Below are 20,053 nucleotides of genomic sequence, written 5' to 3' on the forward strand. Positions count from 1 at the left end.
CAGCTGCTTGAGCCGGTCCTGCTCGGCCGTCGTCACGCCGGGCCGCAGCCCGTGGTCCCGCTCATGCCGGCGAACCCACAGCCGCAGCGTCTCGGCCTCGCAGCCGATCTTCGCCGCAATCGACTGGATCGCCGCCCACTGCGATCCGTGCTCGCCACGGTGCTCGAATACCATCCGCACCGCGCGCTCCCTGACCTCCGGTGAATACCGCGTCTGCTTCTTGCTCATAGCTCCATCCTCTCAAAGAGTGGAGCCTCCGAGATAGTCGGGGCGGTTCAGTTCGCGTCGCCGCCGGCTCCGGTGCAGCCTTCGCGCGTTCAGCTTTCAAATTATCTGAGATGACCTTGATTAGTGCGAATGTGAGCGCGCGCTGAAGCCCATGCCCCTTTCGTCGAATATCTGTTCTTACGCCGTCATTGATCCAGACTTGCGTATTGGCCCTGAATACGTCGTCGATATTGGGCGGAATAACTTCAACATCAATCTCTGCTCCCCACGAGTTCAGTTCGGCGCTGAGCGCCTTCTCAAAATTAACTAGTTCTTCAGGGCGATGGGGATTGTCGTGACCCTCGTCATTCAGTCGATTGAGCGTACTGAACAATGAAGAGAGCTTGGCCTTCGTGTCTTTCCAGTCTGGATTGTTCGCAGACATCGACTCAATAATGCTGGAATACAACTTCCCGAATGCGCTTGCCTCTTTTGACGAGAAGTCGTCCGTGGCATCTTTGACCGCTGGGATGAAATAGATGTCTCCAAAAATGCCTTTTGCAACTGACTTCAGACCGAGAAAGTTTGTTTCCTCGATTTCGAAATTGAATGCAATGGCGCCTTGGTTCTGCTCAATGTACTTCGTCTGAGCATCCACGATGTCTTGCTTTGTTAGTCTCCCAGTGGCGGGAAGTAATGGGTGAAACGGCAAGCTTTCAGCAACCTCTCTCTTCGATAGAGTGGAGGCGTTCGCTTCGCGTAGCCATTCCTCAGTCGGGTTCTGAATGTAGCCGCGATATTCAAAGCTGCCGCCAACATATGCAAACTTGCGAACCCTTATTGATCCCCCCGCCGTCAGGTATTTCTTGAAGGTCGTCTTGTCTGTTTGGTCGAGATCGCCGAATGTGATTTCAACGAACAGTTCCTGCGCCCCTCTGTTGAAATCCAGGTCTTGGGGCTTGATCTCTCCGAAGAAGAACAGCAAAGCAGAAAGGACGTTCGATTTACCGTGATTGTTCTGGCCGATGAAGATCATCAGATCCTGGAACGCAATTTCGAGATACTTGATCGAGCGCCAATTGGAAATGGCAAGGGATTCAATCTTCATGGACGATCCTCAAGAAGCCCAACAGCTAATAGCCGGACGCCGGGGTCAGCGTATTCACTCCGCACATAACGGCGGATAATTCGGATAAGCGATTGATCCCTATAACCCGTTTCCTCGCGAGGCCTTATAAGCACGCTGAGCAATCCCCGCCTCATGATGCCGTATCGATCAGTGCTCTGTCCCGTGAGATGGTGAGGCAGACGCACGCAACAGCCCGACCGAACGATTCGGCGCGACCGTCCGCTTTGGGCTGAATGCAGCCTATCCAACCCGGCCGCACTCTTATCGCGCCCAATCCGTTTCCTGCACTTCCATCGCCGTGCTCGTCATCACCCGCGGTACGCCGTCGAACGTCAGCATGGCGAGATGGCCGCTTTGCGAATAGAGCAGCGCATCGCCGGTCGGCGAGAAGCTGGGGCCGCTGTCGCGGGGGCCTTGGGTCAGCAACTCGGTCTGGCCGGTCGAGATGCGGACGCGGGCGATGCGCAGTAGGCCTTCGCTGTTGCTGACGTAAGCGATCGATTTTCCGTCCGGCGACCAGCGCGGGCGCATGTTCTGGCCTTCGCGGGTCAGCATGCGTGGCTCGCTGCCGTCGGCGTTCATCAGCCAGATCTGCGGCGTGCCGCTGCGGTCGGAGGTGAAGGCGATGCGGCGGCCGTCCGGCGACCACGAGGCTTCGGTGTCGATGGCCGGCGAGTCGGTCAGCTTGCGGACGTCGTCGAAGGTTTTGGTTTCCTTGTGCGGGTCGATCAGGGCGATGTCGGTGTTGCCTTTGCCGTCGCTGATCGTCATTGCCAGCGTATTGCCGTCGGGCGACCACGCAGGCGAGCCGTTGATGCCGGGCAGGAACGTGATGCGCCGGAGGGCGCCGCTCGCCAGCTCGTAGAGGTAGAGGCCGGCCTGGCCGCGGTCGTAGGCGACGAGGGCGATGCGCCGCCGGTCCGGCGACCAGGCCGGCGACATCAGCAGGGCATCGGAGCGCATGACGGCGCGCGGTTCGCTGCCGTCGGCCTCGGCGATCACCAGCTGCCAGCGCCGTGTCTGGCCGTGATCGACGGCGTCGATGTAGGCAATCTTGCTGCCGGGCGTGATGTCGGCGTCATCTCCGGCCGTGGCCGGCAGTGCCCCGAGACTCAGTGCCGCCAGCAGGGTTTTCAGCAGCGTCTTCGTCTTCGGCACGGCGTCACCGTCAGTCAATTGGGTGACCGGCATTATGTGAGGCCACACCGAACCCGTCATGCCTCCGGCGGCATGATTTGCGAGCGGGCGGCGGGCTGCTCGCCTGCGGTGTGCGTCGCGCAAGAAAAAGCCGGACGGCGCCGTTCGGCGTCCGCCCGGCTGGCGGGGAAAGACTTACTTCAGACTCAGGATCCAGTCGACCAGCTGCTTGACGTCCTCGTCCGAGAGCTTGACGCCGCGCACCGCCGGTGCCGGCATCTGGCCGGGCCAGGGGCCGCTCTTCCAGTGCATCTCGGTGCCGTGCGCGACCGCGTCGCGCAGGAAGATGTCGCCGTTCTTGCGCGAACGGTTGCGGCGCGAGATTTCGAGGAACGACGGACCGATCACTTCGTGACGTACGCCGTGGCAGCGCAGGCAGTCCTTCTCGTTGGCCAGCGCCTCGCCCGGGCTCATCGGCTCGGACGGCTTTTCGGTCGACTTGTCGGCCGCGAACGCGGGGCCGGCGGCTGCCAGCATCAGCAGTGCAGATGAAACCAGAATCCGCATGGTTGCTCCTCCCAGTGTTATTTTGCCTTTTGGCTTTTCTATCATAACCCTCGCCATCGGCGACGCCATGACGGCGGTCAATCCCGGGCCGTGGCGGCGGCGCCTGCCGCGATTGCTGCGCCCACGGCCTTGCGGCGAGAATGCCGCGGCGCCCCTCCTGCGCTCACTTTTTCGCAACCGCATGCACCCAGGTTCCGCTGCTCCGGCCCGCCGGCCGCTCCCCGAGGCCGGCCCTGAGTTGCCGCAGCGCCATGCCCGGCCGCCGGCCTGCGGCGGCACCCGGCGATGAACGGCAACGGCGAACGCTTCGGCCGCGAGGCCTGGCTGCGCGTCGCGCGCTACCTGCGGCTGTTCGTGGCGACGCCGGAGGGCCTCAAGGCACTGGCGATGCTGGGCCTGCTGGTCGCCTCGCTGATCTCGTTCAACGCGCTCAATGTGTTGAACAGCTATGTCGGCCGCGACTTCATGTCGGCGATCGAGCGTCGCGATTTCGCCGCCTTCATCCGCGAGGCCTGGCTGTACGTGGCGGTGTTCGCCGCCTCGACGGTGGTCGCCGTGACCTGGCGCTATCTGGAGGAACGGCTGGCGCTGTTGTGGCGCACCTGGCAGACGCGGCAGCTGCTCGACCGTTACCTCGCGCAGCGTCGCTATTTCCGCATCGAGGAGAACGGCCAGCTGCTGAACCCGGACCAGCGCATCGCCGAGGACGTGCGCTCGTTCACGACGACTTCGCTGTCGTTCCTGCTGCTGGTACTCAACGCCTCGTTCACGATCATCGCCTTCTCCGGCGTGCTGTGGTCGATCAGTCCGCAGCTGTTCATCGTCGCCGTCACCTACGCGCTGGCGGGCTCGCTGATCGCGGTGCTGCTCGGCCGGCGCCTGATCGGCCTCAACAGCGCGCAGCTCGACAAGGAAGCGAACTTCCGCACCGAGCTGATCCTGGTCCGCGACAACGCCGCGCCGCTGGCGCTGACGCACGGCGAGGAGCACGAGCACCGGCGGCTGTTGCAGCGGCTCGGCGCGATCGTCGACAACACGCGGCGGATGATCTCGATCAACCGCAATCTCAACGGCTTCACCAACGGCTACAACTACCTCGTGCAGATCATCCCGACGCTGATCGTCGCGCCGATGTTCATCCGCGGCGAGGTGCAGTTCGGCGTCGTCACGCAGGCGGCGATGGCGTTCTCGACGCTGATGGGCGCGTTCTCGATCGCCATCACTCAGTTCCAGTCGATCTCGACCTACGCGGCGGTGGTCGGCCGTCTCGGCAAGCTGGCGGAAGCGCTGGAGCAAGCCGGTCCGCATCCGACCGCGCTTGAGATCCGCGAAGAGGATGGCCGGCTGGCTTACGAAGGCCTGAGCCTGCGTCGTCCCGACGGCCGCCTGCTGCTCGACCAGCTGACGCTGGCGATCGACGCCGGCGCGCGCGTGCTCGTCACCGGCACCTACGGCCACGCCAAGGTCGCGCTGTTCAAGGCCACCGCCGGGCTGCTGGCCGAAGGCGAGGGCGAGGGCCGCATCGTGCGGCCCGGCGCCGAGGGCATTCTGTTCGTGCCCGACATGCCGTTTCTGCCGCGCGGCAGCGTGCGCGAGCTGCTGCGCCGTGACGACGGCCGCGACGCCGGCGTCGACAGCGAGATCTGGGCGGCCCTCGAGCAGATGCATCTCGACGCCGCGGTCCGGCAGGCCGGCGGCCTCGACGCCGAGCACGACTGGAGTGGCCTGCTCGGTGCCGGCGAGCAGCTGTCGATGGCGGTCGTGCGCGTGCTGCTCGACCGCCCGCAGTTCGTGTTCTTCGACCGCATGAGCCTGGCGTTCCATCCCGACCAGGTCGCGCGCGTGCTGCAGGCGGTCGCCGCCAGCGGCATCGGCTACCTCGTGCTCGGCAAGCCCGAGGACGTGGCCGGCGGCTACTTCAACGCGCTGCTCGACATCGACGGCGAGGGCCGCTGGACCTGGCGGCCGCTGAGCGCCGTCAGGTAGGCGGCGCGCGTCCCTCGGCGGCGCCGAGGTCGAGCGTGACGCGGTGTGTGCCGCCATCGTCGCGCAGCGGCACGCGGGCGACGCCGTTCTCGATCGTCAGCGCGGCGCCGTCGAGCGTCGCTGCGATCACCGCCTCGGCGCAGTGCTGCGGGTTGCGGACCTCGATCGCGTAGCGCGTAGCGCGGCCGGGAATGCGGTAGTCGATGCGGTAGCCCGGCCAGTCGTCCGGCACGCAGGGCTGCAGGCGCAACGTGCGGCCGCTTTCGAGCGCGAGGCCGAGCACCGATTCGATCGCGACCCGGTAGGCCCAACCGGCCGAGCCGGTGTACCAGGTCCAGCCGCCGCGGCCGGCATGCGGGGCGACGCTGTAGATATCGGCGGCGATCACGTAGGGCTCGACCTGATAGCGGGCGATCGCCTCGGCGTCGCGCGTGTGCCACAGCGGTCCGAGCCGCGCGAGCAGCGCGGCGGCGCGCTCGCGGCGGCCGAGCGCGGCAAAGGCGGCGACCGCCCAGCAGGCCGCGTGCGTGTACTGGCCGCCGTTTTCGCGCACGCCGGCGACGTAGCCCTTGATGTAGCCGGGATCCTCGGCGGCGTCGACGAAGGCCGGCGTCAGCAAGCGGATCAGGCCGTGTTCGTCGTCGACGAGCTGCGCCTCGACGGCGTCCATCGCCTGCGCGGCGCGGGCCGGCGGCGCGATGCCGGACAGCACCGCCCAGGCCTGCGCGAGGCCGTCGATGCGGCATTCCGATGCGCTGTGCGTGCCGAGCGGCGTGCCGTCGTCGTAGTAGGCGCGGCGATACCAGGCGCCGTCCCAGCCGCTGTCGTTGAGCGCCAGCGCGAGCCGTTCGCGGTAGGCGGCACAGCGCTGCGCGCGGGCGACGTCGCCGCGCGCCTGCGCGAGCGGGATGAAGCCGGCGAGGATCTCGCAGAGGAAGAAGCCGAGCCACACGCTCTCGCCATGACCCTCGCGGCCGACGCGGTTCATGCCGTCATTCCAGTCGCCGGTGCCCATCAGCGGCAGGCCGTGCGCGCCGGTGCTCAGCGAGCGCTCGATGGCGCGCGCGCAATGTTCGTAGACGCTCGCGCTTTCGGCGCCGCTCGCGAACGCCGCGTAGCGCTCGTCCTCGCCGGCGGCGAGCGGGGCACCGCTGAGAAACGGCACCAGCTCGTCGAACACGGTGGCGTCGCCGGTTTCGCGCACGTAGCGCAGGGCCACGAACGGCAGCCACAGCAGATCGTCGGAGAAGCGCGTGCGCACGCCGCGCGGCGGCGTTTCCTCGTGCCACCAGTGCAGCACGTCGCCCTCGGCGAACTGGCGGCTGGCGTGCAGCAGGATCTGCGCGCGCGTCAGCTGCGGCCACAGCAGGCTCAGGTTGCCGGCGTCCTGCAGCTGGTCGCGAAAGCCGTAGGCGCCGCTCGACTGATACAGCGCGCTGCGCCCGTGGATGCGGCAGGACAGCGCCTGGTACGGCAGCCAGCCGTTGAGCATCGCGTCGATCTCCGGCGACGGCGTCTGCACGCGCAGGCCGTCGAGCCCGTCGCGCCACGCGGCGCAGGCCGCAGTGTAGGCGGCGTCGACCGCGCCGGGTCGCCGGTACGCAGCGAGCAGACGTTCGAGTTCATCGGCGTCGGCGGCGGCGCCGAGGGCGATGCAGCAGTCGATGCTGCCGCCGGGCGGCAGACGCAGTTCGATCTGCTGCGCGAAGCAGGGATCGAGCCCGGCGCCGAACGGGCCGTCGAGGCGCGCATCGCCGAGCGCGCGCGGCGCGCGCGGGCTGCCGCCGATGCCGAGGAAGTGCGCGCGGTCGGCGCCGCTGCCGAGCGTTTCGCCGTCGCCGAGAGTCAGCGCGAAGGCGATCGGGCCGCCGTCGCGTTGTGCGCAGAGCACGCCGTCGGCGTGCCAGCTGCGCACGCCGGCGGCGTCCGGCAGCGTGCCGAGCACGAGGCGCTGGTAGGCGAACAGCGACAGGCGGCGCGGTCGCGCGCCGTCGTTGCGCAGGCGCAGTCGCACCAGCTTGAGCGGGTCCTGCGCGGCGACGAAGACGGTGGTCTCGTGGTGCAGGTCGTCGGCCCGCAGTTCGTAGCGCGAGTAGCCGAAGCCGTGGTGGACCTCGTAGGGCTGTGCGGCCGGCACCGGTCCCGGCAGCGGCGACCAGCGGTGGCCGTCGTCCTCGTCGCGCAGGTAGAGGGCCTCGTCGTGCGGATCGCCGACCGGGTCGTTGGCCCAGGGCGTCAGGCGCCCGGCCTGGCTGTTGCCGGCCCAGGTGCAGGCCGCACCGGTTTCGCTGAGCATCGTGCCGAAGCGCGGATTGGCGATGACGTTGATCCACGGCATCGGCGGCAGGCGCAGACCGTCGGCGCCGGCTTCGAGCGTGATGTGGTATTCGCGGCCGTCGGCGCTGAAGCCGGAGCGGATCGCGCAGGACGCGACGCCGGGCTCGGCGAGCGGCGCGGCGGCGCTGGCATCCGCGGCGTGACGCTGCAGCAGCAGGCGCGCGCCGTCGGGGTCGGCGGCGGCGCCGAGCAGGAAGTCCAGCGTGCGCGTCTCGCCGGGCGCGAGCTCGACCTGCGTGCGCAGGCAGAACGCGGCGTCGAGCACGTTGCCGACCGTGCCGCGCAGATCGAGCGCCGGCTGCGCGACGCCGCGGCCGCGGCCGATGCAGCGCGCGCGGTCGGTCTCCCACTGCAGGATCGGCGCGCCGCGCAGCGTGTGGAACAAGGTCGGCCAGTGCTCGCCGGCGGCGCGCGGCCGGCGCTGCGCGAACAGGGCGGCGGGCGCAGCTTGCCACGCGGTCTGCACGAACAGCTTGAGGAACGCGGGATGGCCGAGGTCGGCCTGCGGCGGTGCCAGTGCGACTTCGAGCAGGCTGGTCAGCTCGATGCGGCGACGGCGTGGCGAGTCGTTGCGCAGCTGTAGGCGGCGGCGTTCGACGCTGTCGTCGATCAGCTCGACGTCGAGCGTCGTCGCGATGCCGGCGCCGCGGCGCACGATGCGCAGGCGCTGCGGCTGGGCGTCGAAGGCGTAGTGCTCGGGCACGGTCGCCGTCGGCCGCTGCGCCGCCGACCAGAGGCGGCCGTCGTCGAGATCGCGCAGATAGATGAAGAAGCCGTGCGCGTCCTCGACCGGGTCCGCGGCCCAGCGGTTCAGCGCCAGGCCGTTCCACAGCGAGCCGCCGCCGCCGGCCTCGCCGAGGTGGACGCGGTACTCGCCGCGCGCGAGTTCGTGCAGCGGGGTCGTGGAGGAAGCATTCATGGTCAGTCGGTCTTCGTGAGATGGAGGCGCAGGCGCGCCGGCGCCGAGGTCAGCGTCACGGACTGCGCGTCGAAGTGGAATTGGCCGCCGTCTTCGCTTTCGACGGCGGCGATCGCCGCGCCGCCGAGCGGCGGCCGCAGGACCAGCGCGCCGTGCACGCCGCCGCCGATCTCGCAGTGCAGGCTGCCGTCGCCGAGGCGGCGCAGGGCGTAGCGCAGCGGGCCGGCGCCGGTCGGCACGTCGCGGACCTGCACGCCGTCGCCGTCGATCCATTCGGGCGCGAGGCCGGCGCCGAGTATCAGCGCCTGTTCGAGATCGCTTTCGTAGACGAACAGCGCGCGCAGCGCGAGCACGTATTCGGCGGCGATCCAGGTATGCGGCAGGTCGCCGAGATGCGCCGGTGCGCCGCGCTCGCGCCAGACGATCTCGGGCCACTGGTTCCACGCCGGCGGATCGCGTTCGTCGAGGAAGTAGCGCAGCAGATCGAGTGCGTCGCCGCGACGGCCGAGGCGCACGAGGGCGCCGATGATGCGGATCTCGTACGGCGTGTAGTTGGACCAGGCCAGCGTGCCGTCGCGGCGCGCGCGCCAGTTTTCGAGGTAGCGGTCGAAGGTGTGGTTGATGGCGGTGCGGTCGAGGCCCGGCGGTACTTCGAGCCGCGAGATGCCGTCGGCGGTCGCAGTCGGGTCGAGGTCGTGGTTCTCGACGCTGCCGGGCACGTAGTCGATGCCGTTGTCGGCGCAGGTCTTGCGGATCGATGCCAACGTCGCCGTCGCCAGCCGTTCATAGAGGGCTTGCCAGTGACGGGCGAGGTCGGCGCAGCCGCGCAGCGTCGCCAGATGCGCGCCGTCGCGCAGTCCGCGCAGCGCCCAGAAATCGTCCCAGTACGAATGCGAGGGGTTGCCGAGATAGCCTTCGTGGCTCGCCGAGCGCGGCAGCAGGCCGCTGTCGTCGAGCAGCTTCTCGATGCAGGCGAGCGCGCGTTCCAGATGCGGCCAGTGGCGGTCGAGCGCGGCGCGGTCGCCGCCGAAGCGGTAGAGATCGGCGATCAGGGCGACGAGCTGGCCGTGGCTGTCGTGCTCGACCAGCCAGTCCGGGCCATTCTGGTCGATGCAGCAGGGCACGAAACCGTCGTCGCGCTGGTACGGCGCATACCAGTCGACGAACTCGCGTACCGGCGCGTCGATGCCCATGCGCAGCAAGGCGCCGCCCATCGTCGCGCCGTCGCGGATCCACGCGCGCGTGTAGCGGCGCGGCCCCGGCTGCAGCGCCGCGCCGCTGCGCGTGACGAGGATGTGCGCGGCGGCCGTGTGCATGCAGCGCAGCGCGTCGCCGCCCCAGCCGGGCGCCGACCAGCGCGAGGTGTCGAACAGCGTGCTCCAGTCGTAGGCCGGGCGCATGACGGCGGCATCGCTCCATTCGGCGGTCTCGCCGGGGCAGTACAGCGTCACTTCGGCGGTCTCGCCGGCGGCCGGTGCGAGATCGAAGCGCAGCGCGCCGCAGGCGAAGTTGAACGGGTCCTCGGCTTGCGCGGCGGCCGGCACGTCGCCGGCGGCGAGATGCGCGGCGATCGGGCCTTCGGCGAAGCGCTGCGCGCCGAAGCGGGTCGGCGCCTGCCGGGGCCATACGCGCGCCCGGCCGTCGATCTCGACGGCGCCGTCGCGCCAGGCCAGCGTGCGGATCGGCCGCACGCCGCCGATCTGGTCGAAGTGCTGCCACGGCGGCGTGACCTGGAACGGGCGCAGCACGATGAACAGCCGCGCCGCGAGCGGGCTGGCGCCGTCGTGCGCGAACCGGTAGTGCACGCGTGGCGTGCCCTGCGCGTCGACGTCGAGTTCGATCTGCAGGCGCCAGCGCTCGTGCTCCCAGTTCACGCTCGGCTGCGGCATCCAGCCGGCTTTCAGCGCCGGACGGGACGGAATGTCGGCCCAGGTGTGCAGATGGCCGCCGATCCACAGCATCGGCTCCAGCGTGTAGGCGCCACGCTGCGGTTCGACGCTGCCGTCGGCCGACAGCAGTGCGCAGTCGTGGCCGTGCGCACTGCCGGTCGGTGTCCACGGCCGCTGCTCGCGATGCAGCCAGCGCGGATGCCAGCCGCGCGGCTCATGCTGCGCGATGTGTTGCCAGAATGATTCGAGCGAGCGTGCGAATTCGAAGTCCTGCAGCTGCAGGCGCGCGCCGGGCGACGGCTCGCGCAGTTCGATGCGCAGATGCCGTGTGCGCAGACCCGGCAGGAACACATAACTGCGCTCGCCGCCGGCGCGATCGGTGTCGTAGACGGTCTGCCAGCGCCGGCCGCCGGCCGAGGTGCGCACGCGCAAGCCGCGCGCCGGCGCGCCGCCGTGCCAGTCGAGTTGCAGGCCGCCGAGTTCGCGCGGCGCGTGCAGATCGAGCGCGAGCCAGGGCGCGGCATCGGCGCTGTCCGGGTGCCAGTCGAGTGTCAGCGGCGTGGCGCCGTCGAGCGGCGTGTGCCCGCTCGACGTGACGGCCTTCGGCGCCGTGCGCACCGTCTCGTCGATCAGTTCGACGTCGGCGATGCTGAGCGTGCCGCGTCCGCCTTCACCGGCGACCACGGCGAACTCGATCGAGCCGAGTTCTTCGAGCCGTCCGCCGCTGGCCGGGCCCCAGGCGAACGGGATCGCGCTGCTCGGAATGCGGATGCGATGCCAGCGCGCCGGCAACTGCAGATCGTGCAGCACGTGGCGCCAGACATTGAGGCCGCTCGGGTCGGCGAACTTGATTTCGAGATGGTTCAGCGGGCCCTGACCGCGCAGGCGCAGCACCAGGGTGTAAGTCTCCGGCATGCGGCGACGCCAGTCGCGATGGGCGATGACGTAGCCGCTGCCATCGAGGAAGTCGAAGTCGAGGCGCAGGGCGGGGCGTGCGGCGACACGGGTCTGCGTCAGCGCGAGCTGGCCGGTGCCTGGTGTGATGCAGCGCCAGCTGGCGACGTCGAGCAGATCGGCGGGGGCGATGTTGTGGGACATGACGCCGCAGATTAGCGGCCGGCAGCGGGTCGCGCATGGATCGTCGTCAAGCCGGAATGGCGGGCGCGGCCAGCGCCGAAAAAATTCTTGAAGCGAAGATGAAAAATGGGCTTCCCAAGGCGCTTTCATTGGGTATAATGCGCGCCCCTGTTGTGGGGCTATAGCTCAGCTGGGAGAGCGCTTGCATGGCATGCAAGAGGTCGTCGGTTCGATCCCGACTAGCTCCACCATTTCAGGATTGCCTCGTCCCCATCGTCTAGAGGCCTAGGACATTACCCTTTCACGGTAAGTACCGGGGTTCGAATCCCCGTGGGGACGCCATCATGGCCGCGCGACGCGGCATCCGGCGATCCGTTTCGAACGTTTCCTTTCTGCTTGTTGGTACCGTGTGCCGCGCCGTTTCGCGCGCGCCCTTGCTTGCGTTGGCGACGCTGTTCAGCGCGCGGCGAGCGCCTCGGGCTGAACGGCGTCGTGCAATGCCGAGAATAGCGCGCTGTCCGTGACCGGCTTGAACAGCACGCGATAAGCGCCGGCCTCGCGCGCGTGCGCGACGGCACGGCTGTCGGGCCAGTGCGCGGTGAGCACGATCACCGGAATGTCGGCATGCTGCCCGCCGAGCGCGGTGATGAGTTCGACGCCACCGCCGGCCGGCATGCTGAGATCGGTGAGGATGCAGGCCGGTGTCTCGCTGTGCGTGGCGGCGATGCAACTGGCGATCGAGTCGAACTCGCGGACCCGCCACGCATCGAACTTGAGCAGGCTCGCGAGCGAGTTGCGCACCGGTCCGTCGTCGTCGACGACATAAATCAAACGCTGCGGATCGGTATACATGACGGCGGTTCCTCACGATGCGCAGGCAGTGTGAGGGCGGCGGTCGATGACGGAACTGACGCAGGTCAAGTCGCGCCGGACGCGCCATAGAGATTTCGTACCGGCACTCGGCGGGCGGCCACCGCTGCTGGCTTCGAGGTCGCGCACGATCGGTGCGCGTGACAGCGGTCTTCTAGCGGTTCGGCCGCAGCACGACCTGGGCGCGGCAGCGATCGTCGAGATCGGTGCCACAGGCGCGCGGATTCAGCGCGGTGTCGAAGCACAGCCGCACCTCGCGCAGCCAGCGGCCGCGGCATTGCACGGCGATGCCGTCGGCGTCGAACCCGTGATTCTCGCGCGCGAAGCTGCGCTCGATGTCGGTCACGCTGGTGCTGAGGTAATCGTCCGGACCCTGGTAGGCGATCGGGATCGCGACCTTGCGGCGCACGCGCTCGACGAGCGTGAAGTACTCGTCCTGGCTGAGGCCCGAGCAGGTGCCGTGCGTGTCCCATTCATGCTGGATGAGCTTTTCGCTCGGCATCGTCGGCAGTAGGCGCGTGACGAGATCCTTCGGCACGCGCCCGCGACCGCCGCAGCGCGAGGGATAGCCGCGCTCGTACTGCGGCCACAGGCCGTGCACGACGAAGCCGTAACGCTGCCGGCACTGCTCGTCACCGACGTTGAGCTCGCAATACTCGGGCGACCAGGACAGCGCCAGCACCCAGTAATCGAAACGCCCGGGCTGGCCGTCGGCGGCCGCCCGGGCGCTGCACAGCAGGAACAGCAGCGCCGCCAGGAATCCGCTGCGCCGCATGCGCCCTCAGGCCTTCTGGCCGGCCGAGGTGAGCGGGAACCAGGAAAACGTCCGGCGGACGTTTTCCCCCGCGTACGCTCCGCCATCGATGGCGGAGCAGGTCACGGCGCCGTGGATGGCTCCACTCATTTGGCTTGCTGCGAGAGATAGAGCCAGGTTTCCACCACGGTGTCCGGGTTCAGCGACATCGACTCGATGCCTTCGTCGAGCAGCCAGCGCGCGAGGTCCGGATGGTCGGAGGGGCCCTGGCCGCAGATGCCGACGTACTTGCCGTGCTTGCGGCAGGCTTCGATCGCCATGTGCAGCATGCGCTTGACCGCCTCGTCGCGCTCGTCGAACAGGTGCGCGACCAGACCCGAGTCGCGGTCCAGGCCGAGCGTCAGCTGGGTCATGTCGTTCGAGCCGATCGAGAAGCCGTCGAAGTATTCGAGGAATTTGTCGGCGAGCACGGCGTTGCTCGGCAGCTCGCACATCATGATCAGCTGCAGGCCGTTGTCGCCGCGCTTGAGGCCGTTGGCGGCGAGGATCTCGTTGACCTGACGGGCCTCGTCGAGCGTGCGCACGAACGGGATCATGATCTTGATGTTGGTCAGGCCCATCTCGTCGCGCACGTACTTGAGCGCTTTGCACTCGAGCTCGAAGCACGGACGGAACGACGGCGCGATGTAGCGCGAGGCGCCGCGGAAGCCGATCATCGGGTTCTCTTCGTGCGGCTCGTAGCGCTTGCCGCCGATGAGGTTGGCGTACTCGTTCGACTTGAAGTCGGACATGCGCACGATCACCGGCTCCGGCGCGAAGGCCGCGGCGATCGTCGCCACGCCTTCGGCGAGGCGCTTGACGAAGTAGTCCACCGGGCTGCCGTACGGCGCGATCATCGGGTCAATGATGCGGCGCAGGTCAGCCGGCTGCTGGTCGAGTTCGAGCAGCGCCTGCGGGTGGATGCCGATCTGGCGGTTGATGATGAATTCGAGGCGGGCGAGGCCGACGCCCTTGTTCGGCAGCGCGGCGAAGCCGAAGGCCTGCTCCGGCGTGCCGACGTTCATCATGATCTTGACCGGGATGTCCGGCATCTTGTCGAGCGCGATCTCGTCGACCGCGAAGTCGATGTTGCCGTCGTAGACGAAGCCGGTGTCGCCTTCGGCGCAGGAGACCGTGACCTTGGCGCCGTCCTTCAGCACTTCGGTCGCGTTACCACAGCCGACGACCGCCGGGATGCCGAGTTCGCGGGCGATGATCGCCGCGTGGCAGGTGCGGCCACCGCGGTTGGTGACGATCGCGCTGGCGCGCTTCATGATCGGCTCCCAGTCCGGGTCGGTCATGTCGGTGACGAGCACGTCGCCGGCCTGCACGCGGTGCATCTCGCTGATCGAGCTCAGCAGGCGCACGGTGCCGGCGCCGATCTTCTGGCCGATGGCGCGGCCTTCGGTCAGCTTCGGACCCTTGCCCTTGAGCTTGTAGCGGCGCAGCACGTTGGCACTGGCGCGCGACTGCACGGGTTCCGGGCGGGCCTGCAGAATGTAGAGCTGGCCGTCGACGCCGTCCTTGCCCCACTCGATGTCCATCGGCCGGCCGTAGTGCTCCTCGATCGTCAGGGCCTGCACGGCGAGGGCTTCGACTTCGGCGTCGTTCAGCGAGAAGCGAATGCGGTCTTCGACCGCCACCGGCGCAAATTCGATGGTCTTGCCGACCGACTTGTCGGCCGAGTAGACCAGCTTCTTGGCCTTCTCGCCGAGGCCGCGCTTGAGGATCGCCGGGCGCTTGGCGCGGATGTTCGGCTTGTAGACGTAGAACTCGTCCGGATTGACCGAACCCTGCACGACGGCTTCGCCGAGGCCGTAGCTGGAGGTGACGAACACGGCGTCGCGGAAGCCCGACTCGGTGTCCATCGTGAACATGACGCCCGAGGCGCCGAGGTCCGAACGGACCATGCGCTGCACGCCGGCCGACAGGGCGACGGCGGCGTGGTCGAAGTGATGGTGGACGCGGTAGGCGATCGCGCGATCGTTGTACAGCGACGCGAACACTTCCTTGATCGCGTGCAGGACGTTGTCGATGCCGTGCACGTTGAGGAAGGTTTCCTGCTGGCCGGCGAAGGAGGCGTCCGGCAGGTCCTCGGCGGTGGCCGACGAGCGCACGGCGACCGAGATCTCGGCGCCCGATTCGGCGACCAGCTGCGTGTAGTGCTCGCGGATTTCCTGCTCGAGCGCGGCCGGGAACGGCGCCTTCAGCACCGCCTCGCGGATCGCCTTGCCGGTCTGCGCCAGCGCCGTGACGTCCTCGATGTCGAGCTTGGCCAGCATCTCGTTGATGCGCTGGGCGAGGCCCTCGTGCGCCAGGAAGTGGCGGTACGCCTCGGCCGTGGTCGCGAATCCGTTCGGCACGCGCACGCCGGACTGCGCGAGGTTGCGGATCATTTCGCCGAGCGAGGCATTCTTGCCGCCGACGATCTCGACGTCGTGCATGCCAAGTTCGGAGTACCAGAGGACGTTGCGGGTCACGATCAAATCTCGATGATGTACAGGGTTACGCACGTCATGGCTCTTGGCCGAGAACGCAAACGTGCGGACTATCGGGTGGCAAAGCTGTCTTGAGGCTGAAGGCTGCGCACGCGGCGACCGGAACGCGCTGGCCGCTGTCGCGGCACATTTCCTCCGGGTGAGTCGCGGGCGGCAGCTGCCGGCCTCGAAGGTCTTTATTTTCCCTCGCCGCGGACCGGACTGGAAAGCCCGACGAAAAAAATCGAAACTGCATCAATGACACAACGCACGGTTTTCTTCGTTTCGGACGGCACGGGCATCACCGCCGAAACCCTCGGCAACACGCTCCTGACGCAATTCGACGGCCTTGGTGTCGAAAAGACCACCCTGCCGTTCATCAACTCCGTCGAGCGGGCGCGAAGCATAGTCGACTATATCAATTTCGTCGCTACCCAAAGCGGGGTGAGGCCGCTTGTCTTCAGCACCACGGTCAACGACGAAGTCCGTGAAATCCTTCGCAGCGTCAATGGCTTGTTCCTCGATCTGTTCGATCACTTCATCCATCTGCTGGAAGCCGAGATCGGCCTGGCCTCGTCGCACGCGGCCGGCCGCGCGCACGGCGGCGCCAATACCGCCCGCTACAACGCCCGCATCGCGGCGATGAACTACTCGATGGAGCACGACGACGGCGCCTCGACGCGCGACCTCGGCCGTGCCGACGTGATCCTCATCGCCCCGTCGCGCTGCGGCAAAACGCCGACCTCCCTGTACCTGGCGCTGCAACAGGGGCTGTTCGCCGCCAATTTCCCGCTGACCGAGGACGACCTCGAGCACCTGCGCCTGCCGAACGCGCTGCAGGGCCTGGAATCGCGCTGCTTTGGCCTGATCATCGACGCCGAGCGCCTGATGCAGATCCGCAACGAGCGCCGGCCCGGCTCGCGCTACGCCTCGCTGGCGCAGTGCTCGTACGAGCTGCGCCAGGCGCAGCAGCTCTATGCCCGCTACAACATTCCGTATGTCGATTCGACGAACATGTCGGTCGAGGAGATCGCGGCCACCGTCATGCAGGAGAAACAGTTGCGTCACTGAAGCCGGCGGCGCGGCGGAAACTGTCAAGCCGCCGCAACATCGCCGTCATATGCTGGGCCTTTCGTGAAGCAGAGCGGTGGCGCGATGCGCCGCCGCCGGGGAATCGGGGGTTTCGATGTCGGGTCCACGCAAGCCGCGCCGCCGCGGCCTCAGCCGTCGTTCGTTTCTGAAAAGGGCCGGCCTGTCGTCGGCCGCGGTCGGTCTGATGCCGATCCTGCCGGGCTGCGGCAGCAGTTCGCCCGGCGGCCGCGGCGATGCCGGGCCGGTCGAGTTCCGCCACGGCGTCGCCAGCGGCGACCCGTTGCCGGACCGCGTGATCCTGTGGACCCGCGTCAGCGGCGCGACGCGCGCGGTCGACGTGCACTACGTGATCGCCCGCGACCCGGCGCTGACCGAGGTCGTCCAGCGTGGCTCGGCGCGCGCGGAAAGCGCCAGCGACTACACCGTCAAGGTCGATCCGACCGGGCTCGCGCCGGCAACGACCTATTACTACCGTTTCAGCGCCGGCGGCGCGCAATCGCCGGTCGGCCGCACGCGGACCGCGCCGGAAGGCAGCGTCGCGCGCCTGCGCGTCGGCGTGGTCTCCTGCGCCAGCCTCGCGCACGGCTACTTCAATGCCTACAGCCGCCTGGCCGAGCGCGCCGACCTCGATGTCGTGCTGCATCTCGGCGACTACATCTATGAATATGGCAGCGGCGAGTACGGCGATGTGCGCGCGTATGAGCCGGCGCACGAGATTCTCACGCTCGAGGACTACCGCACCCGCCACGGCCAGTACAAGGGCGACGGCGATGTCCAGGCCCTGCATCGCCAGCATCCGATGATCGCGGTTTGGGACGACCACGAGACCGCCGACAACTCGTGGCGCGACGGCGCCAACAACCATACCGAAGGCGTCGAGGGCGCCTGGGTCGACCGCAAGGCGGCCGCGATCCAGGCCTACTACGAGTGGATGCCGATCCGCCAGATCGACGCCAACACGCGCGAGCGCATCTTCCGCCGCTTCCGCTACGGCGATCTGGCCGATTTCATCATGCTCGACACGCGCCTCTACGACCGCGATCTGCAGGCCAGCCTCGTCGACGCCGGTGCCGTCAACGACGACAACCGCCGCCTGATCGGCGACACGCAGATGGCCTTCCTCGGCGAGCAGCTCGCGGCGCCGGGCGTGACCTGGAAGATCATCGGCCAGCAGGTGATGTTCGGGCAGCTGCGCATCCCGAGCCTGCCGGAGCTGTCGCTGCTGACCAATATCCCGGTCGAGCAGCTGCAGGCGCTGCTGCAGGGGCTGCCGATCGTCAGCACCGGCGGCCTGGTCATCAACACCGACCAGTGGGACGGCTACCGCGCCGAACGGACCCGCGTGTTCGATCTGCTCGAGGCCTACAGCGTGGCCAATCCGGTCGTGCTGACCGGCGACATCCACACGTCGTGGGCGATGGATCTGTCGCGCGATCCGGGCAATCCGCTGGTCTACAACGCGCTGACCGGCGAGGGCTCGGTCGGCGTCGAGTTCGTCGCCACCTCGGTGACCTCGCCGGGCCTCGAGGCGGCGGCGCCGCTGGCGCCGGTGCTGCAGCTGCTCAATCCGCACATGAAGTACGTCGACCTCGCCAGGAAGGGCTATCTGCTGCTCGACATCACGCCGGAGCGCACGCAGGGCGAGTGGTGGTACGTCGATGCCATCGACGCGCCGGGCGCCGGCGAGCGCTACGGCGCCGGCTACCGGGTCGCGGCCGGCAGCCGGCATCTGGTCGCCGCCGACGCGCCGTCCGAAGCCGCCGAGGCGCCGGCACCGGCCCCGTAAAGGTTCGCGGGCGCCCCGGTTCGCCGCGCGCCGCGCTATTCTTGCCGCCTTGCGCCCGGCTGCGGGCGCCGTGCCATCGTTCTTCGCGCCCCGTGAGCCTGTACAGTCCCCGCCTCAACCGCCTGATCGAGGCCCTGCGCCGCCTGCCCGGCGTCGGCCCGAAATCCGCACAGCGCATGGCCTTCCACCTGCTCGACCGCGACCGCGAGGCGGCCGCGCAGCTGGCCGCCAGTCTCGGCGATGCGCTCGCCGGCATCGGTCGCTGCCCGAAATGCCGCATGTTCTGCGAGGACGAAGCCTGTCGCTACTGCACGGACGCGCGCGCCGGACACGGCCAGCTCTGCATCGTCGAGGGCCCGGCCGATCTGATGGCGATCGAGCAGGGGACATCGTATCGCGGGCGCTATTTCGTGCTGATGGGGCGCCTGTCGCCGCTCGACGGCATCGGCCCCGACGAACTCGGCCTGCCGCAGCTCGGCGCCTTGCTCGATGAGGGCTGGGTGCAGGAGCTCATCATCGCCACCAACCCCACGGTCGAGGGCGAGGCGACGGCCTACTACCTGGCGGAAATGGCGAAGACCCGCAGCCTGCGCGTCACCCGCATCGCGCACGGCGTGCCGATGGGCGGCGAGCTCGAATACATCGACGGTGGCACGCTCGCGCATGCGCTGAGTGATCGCCGCGCGGTGTGATCCGCCCGCGCGTCGAATCGGCCCGCGCGCGGGCCCGAACCGGGTCGTGGCGCCGACGCTAGTCGAGCAGCGCGTCGATCTTCGCGGCGCAGATGAAATCGTTTTCGGTGAGTCCGTCGACGGCGTGCGTCCAGTAGGCGACGCTGCACTTGTTGTAGCCGAAGCTGATGTCCGGGTGATGGTCGGTGGTATGCGCGATCCACGCGACCGCGTTCACGAAAGCGGTGGTCTGCCAGTAGTTGTCGAACTCGAACGCGGCTTCGATCGCCTTGCCGTCGCGCGCCCACTTCCAGCGTTTGGCCAGCTGCTCCTTGAGCTTGGTCGCCGCGGCGAGATCGAGCGCGGGCACGCCGCCCTCGCAGGGCTTGCAGCGTCGTTCGGCCAGTTTTTCCATCGTCGTGCTCCGGTTCGCCTGCGGGGGCGGGATTCTAGCCCGCGTCGGCCGCGACCGTCCGGCGGCGCGTTCGTGCGCGCCGGCGCGGCACGATAACATCGGCTCCGAATTCGCCGACCGAAACGAGCAGAGAGACCGTGACCGAGCCGAACCCGCTGAACCTGATCTGGATCGACCTCGAAATGACCGGGCTGATCCCGGAGCATCATCGCATCATCGAGATCGCCACCATCGTCACCGATCTGCATCTCAACATTCTCGCCGAAGGCCCGGTGCTGGCGATCCGCCGCAGCAGCGAGGAGCTGGCGATCATGGACGACTGGAACGTCGCGCAGCACGGCAAGTCCGGGCTGATCAAGCGCGTGCACGAGAGCCAGACTGACGATGCCGAAGCCGAGCGCCAGACGATCGCCTTCCTCGAGAAATGGGTGCCGCCGGGCAAGTCGCCGATGTGCGGCAACTCGATCTGCCAGGACCGCCGCTTCCTGGCGCGCTGGATGCCGAAGCTCGAGCACTTCTTCCACTACCGCAATCTCGACGTCAGCACCCTCAAGGAGCTGTGTGTGCGCTGGGCGCCGGACATCGCGCGCGGCTACAGCAAGCAGTCCCGGCACCTCGCGCTCGACGACATCAAGGAGTCGATCGAGGAACTGCGCTACTACCGCAACCACTTCCTGCGCTTTCCGGCGATCTGAGCGCCG

The 20,053-nt window shown here is 68.2% G+C and carries 14 protein-coding genes, 2 tRNA genes and 1 pseudogene; 7 read left to right on the forward strand and 10 right to left on the reverse strand.

From position 1 onward, the window contains the following. From H149_RS0104690 to H149_RS23060, 4 genes and pseudogenes are all read right to left on the reverse strand, one after another. A partial coding sequence (locus H149_RS0104690) for a transposase (protein ID WP_020648583.1) occupies window positions 1–228 on the reverse strand: 228 nt, incomplete at its 3' end. Between the two features lie 109 nt (window positions 229–337). Beyond that, a pseudogene (locus tag H149_RS24480) lies at window positions 338–1,315 on the reverse strand (AAA family ATPase); the annotation flags it as partial. A 282-nt stretch (window positions 1,316–1,597) separates the two neighbouring features. Continuing rightward, on the reverse strand, window positions 1,598–2,494 hold the full coding sequence (locus tag H149_RS19715) for a PD40 domain-containing protein (protein WP_020648584.1): 897 nt from the start codon (window positions 2,492–2,494) through the stop codon (window positions 1,598–1,600). A gap of 174 nt (window positions 2,495–2,668) precedes the next feature. Beyond that, entirely contained in the window at window positions 2,669–3,040 is a 372-nt protein-coding gene (locus tag H149_RS23060; RefSeq protein WP_169518310.1) for a c-type cytochrome, read from the reverse strand. 285 nt (window positions 3,041–3,325) lie between these two features. On the opposite strand from H149_RS23060, the gene H149_RS0104705 reads away from it, so the two are divergent. Continuing rightward, window positions 3,326–5,026: an ABC transporter ATP-binding protein/permease gene (locus H149_RS0104705; RefSeq protein WP_020648586.1), complete on the forward strand. Its 1,701-nt coding sequence runs from the start codon at window positions 3,326–3,328 to the stop codon at window positions 5,024–5,026. Here the strand turns inward: H149_RS0104705 and H149_RS0104710 are convergent. Beyond that, window positions 5,019–8,282 carry a GH36-type glycosyl hydrolase domain-containing protein gene (locus H149_RS0104710; RefSeq protein WP_020648587.1) on the reverse strand — a complete coding sequence of 1,088 codons (3,264 nt, stop codon included), beginning with the start codon at window positions 8,280–8,282 and terminating at the stop codon, window positions 5,019–5,021. The genes H149_RS0104705 and H149_RS0104710 overlap by 8 nt on opposite strands. A 2-nt stretch (window positions 8,283–8,284) precedes the next feature. Continuing rightward, a complete protein-coding gene (locus H149_RS19720) occupies window positions 8,285–11,269 on the reverse strand; it encodes a discoidin domain-containing protein (protein WP_020648588.1) in 2,985 nt (994 codons plus the stop codon). Window positions 11,270–11,423: 154 nt separating this feature from the next. On the opposite strand from H149_RS19720, the gene H149_RS0104720 reads away from it, so the two are divergent. Further along, a tRNA-Ala gene (locus H149_RS0104720) sits at window positions 11,424–11,499 on the forward strand. Between the two features lie 15 nt (window positions 11,500–11,514). Next, window positions 11,515–11,590 (forward strand) — tRNA-Glu (locus H149_RS0104725). 114 nt (window positions 11,591–11,704) lie between these two features. Here H149_RS0104725 and H149_RS19725 read toward each other — a convergent pair. The 3 genes from H149_RS19725 to ppsA form a co-directional block, all read right to left on the reverse strand. Further along, window positions 11,705–12,100 carry a response regulator transcription factor gene (locus H149_RS19725; RefSeq protein WP_020648589.1) on the reverse strand — a complete coding sequence of 132 codons (396 nt, stop codon included), beginning with the start codon at window positions 12,098–12,100 and terminating at the stop codon, window positions 11,705–11,707. Between the two features lie 172 nt (window positions 12,101–12,272). Next, window positions 12,273–12,893 (reverse strand): ribonuclease T2 family protein, encoded by a 621-nt coding sequence (locus tag H149_RS0104735; protein WP_020648590.1) that lies wholly within the window; start codon window positions 12,891–12,893, stop codon window positions 12,273–12,275. A gap of 125 nt (window positions 12,894–13,018) precedes the next feature. After that, window positions 13,019–15,391 carry a phosphoenolpyruvate synthase gene (ppsA, locus tag H149_RS0104740; RefSeq protein ID WP_026352861.1) on the reverse strand — a complete coding sequence of 791 codons (2,373 nt, stop codon included), beginning with the start codon at window positions 15,389–15,391 and terminating at the stop codon, window positions 13,019–13,021. A gap of 255 nt (window positions 15,392–15,646) precedes the next feature. Here ppsA and ppsR point away from each other — a divergent pair, with 255 nt between their 5' ends. From ppsR to recR, 3 genes are all read left to right on the forward strand, one after another. After that, complete coding sequence (ppsR, locus tag H149_RS0104745; protein WP_020648592.1) at window positions 15,647–16,459, forward strand: posphoenolpyruvate synthetase regulatory kinase/phosphorylase PpsR; 813 nt, start codon at window positions 15,647–15,649, stop codon at window positions 16,457–16,459. 205 nt (window positions 16,460–16,664) lie between these two features. Further along, window positions 16,665–18,266 carry an alkaline phosphatase D family protein gene (locus H149_RS0104750; RefSeq protein WP_245540464.1) on the forward strand — a complete coding sequence of 534 codons (1,602 nt, stop codon included), beginning with the start codon at window positions 16,665–16,667 and terminating at the stop codon, window positions 18,264–18,266. Window positions 18,267–18,358: 92 nt separating this feature from the next. Beyond that, window positions 18,359–18,958 carry a recombination mediator RecR gene (gene recR / locus H149_RS0104755; protein WP_020648594.1) on the forward strand — a complete coding sequence of 200 codons (600 nt, stop codon included), beginning with the start codon at window positions 18,359–18,361 and terminating at the stop codon, window positions 18,956–18,958. Between the two features lie 58 nt (window positions 18,959–19,016). Here recR and H149_RS0104760 read toward each other — a convergent pair whose 3' ends face one another. Further along, a complete protein-coding gene (locus tag H149_RS0104760) occupies window positions 19,017–19,352 on the reverse strand; it encodes a 4a-hydroxytetrahydrobiopterin dehydratase (RefSeq protein ID WP_020648595.1) in 336 nt (111 codons plus the stop codon). A gap of 137 nt (window positions 19,353–19,489) precedes the next feature. Between H149_RS0104760 and orn the strand changes: the two genes are divergently transcribed. Then, window positions 19,490–20,047: an oligoribonuclease gene (orn, locus tag H149_RS0104765; RefSeq protein WP_020648596.1), complete on the forward strand. Its 558-nt coding sequence runs from the start codon at window positions 19,490–19,492 to the stop codon at window positions 20,045–20,047. Window positions 20,048–20,053 lie beyond the last annotated feature (6 nt).

The sequence above is a fragment of the Solimonas variicoloris DSM 15731 genome (genome assembly GCF_000382285.1).
Lineage (GTDB): Bacteria > Pseudomonadota > Gammaproteobacteria > Nevskiales > Nevskiaceae > Solimonas > Solimonas variicoloris.

What these genes read in the sequence shown, in the direction of transcription:
- H149_RS23060 (WP_169518310.1), bottom strand. Translation starts at nt 3,040, where the DNA reads ATGCGGATTCTGGTTTCATCTGCACTGCTGATGCTGGCAGCCGCCGGC.
- H149_RS0104705 (WP_020648586.1), top strand. Translation starts at nt 3,326, where the DNA reads ATGAACGGCAACGGCGAACGCTTCGGCCGCGAGGCCTGGCTGCGCGTC.
- H149_RS0104710 (WP_020648587.1), bottom strand. Translation starts at nt 8,282, where the DNA reads ATGAATGCTTCCTCCACGACCCCGCTGCACGAACTCGCGCGCGGCGAG.
- H149_RS19720 (WP_020648588.1), bottom strand. Translation starts at nt 11,269, where the DNA reads ATGTCCCACAACATCGCCCCCGCCGATCTGCTCGACGTCGCCAGCTGG.
- H149_RS19725 (WP_020648589.1), bottom strand. Translation starts at nt 12,100, where the DNA reads ATGTATACCGATCCGCAGCGTTTGATTTATGTCGTCGACGACGACGGA.
- H149_RS0104735 (WP_020648590.1), bottom strand. Translation starts at nt 12,893, where the DNA reads ATGCGGCGCAGCGGATTCCTGGCGGCGCTGCTGTTCCTGCTGTGCAGC.
- ppsR (WP_020648592.1), top strand. Translation starts at nt 15,647, where the DNA reads ATGACACAACGCACGGTTTTCTTCGTTTCGGACGGCACGGGCATCACC.
- H149_RS0104750 (WP_245540464.1), top strand. Translation starts at nt 16,665, where the DNA reads ATGCCGATCCTGCCGGGCTGCGGCAGCAGTTCGCCCGGCGGCCGCGGC.
- H149_RS0104760 (WP_020648595.1), bottom strand. Translation starts at nt 19,352, where the DNA reads ATGGAAAAACTGGCCGAACGACGCTGCAAGCCCTGCGAGGGCGGCGTG.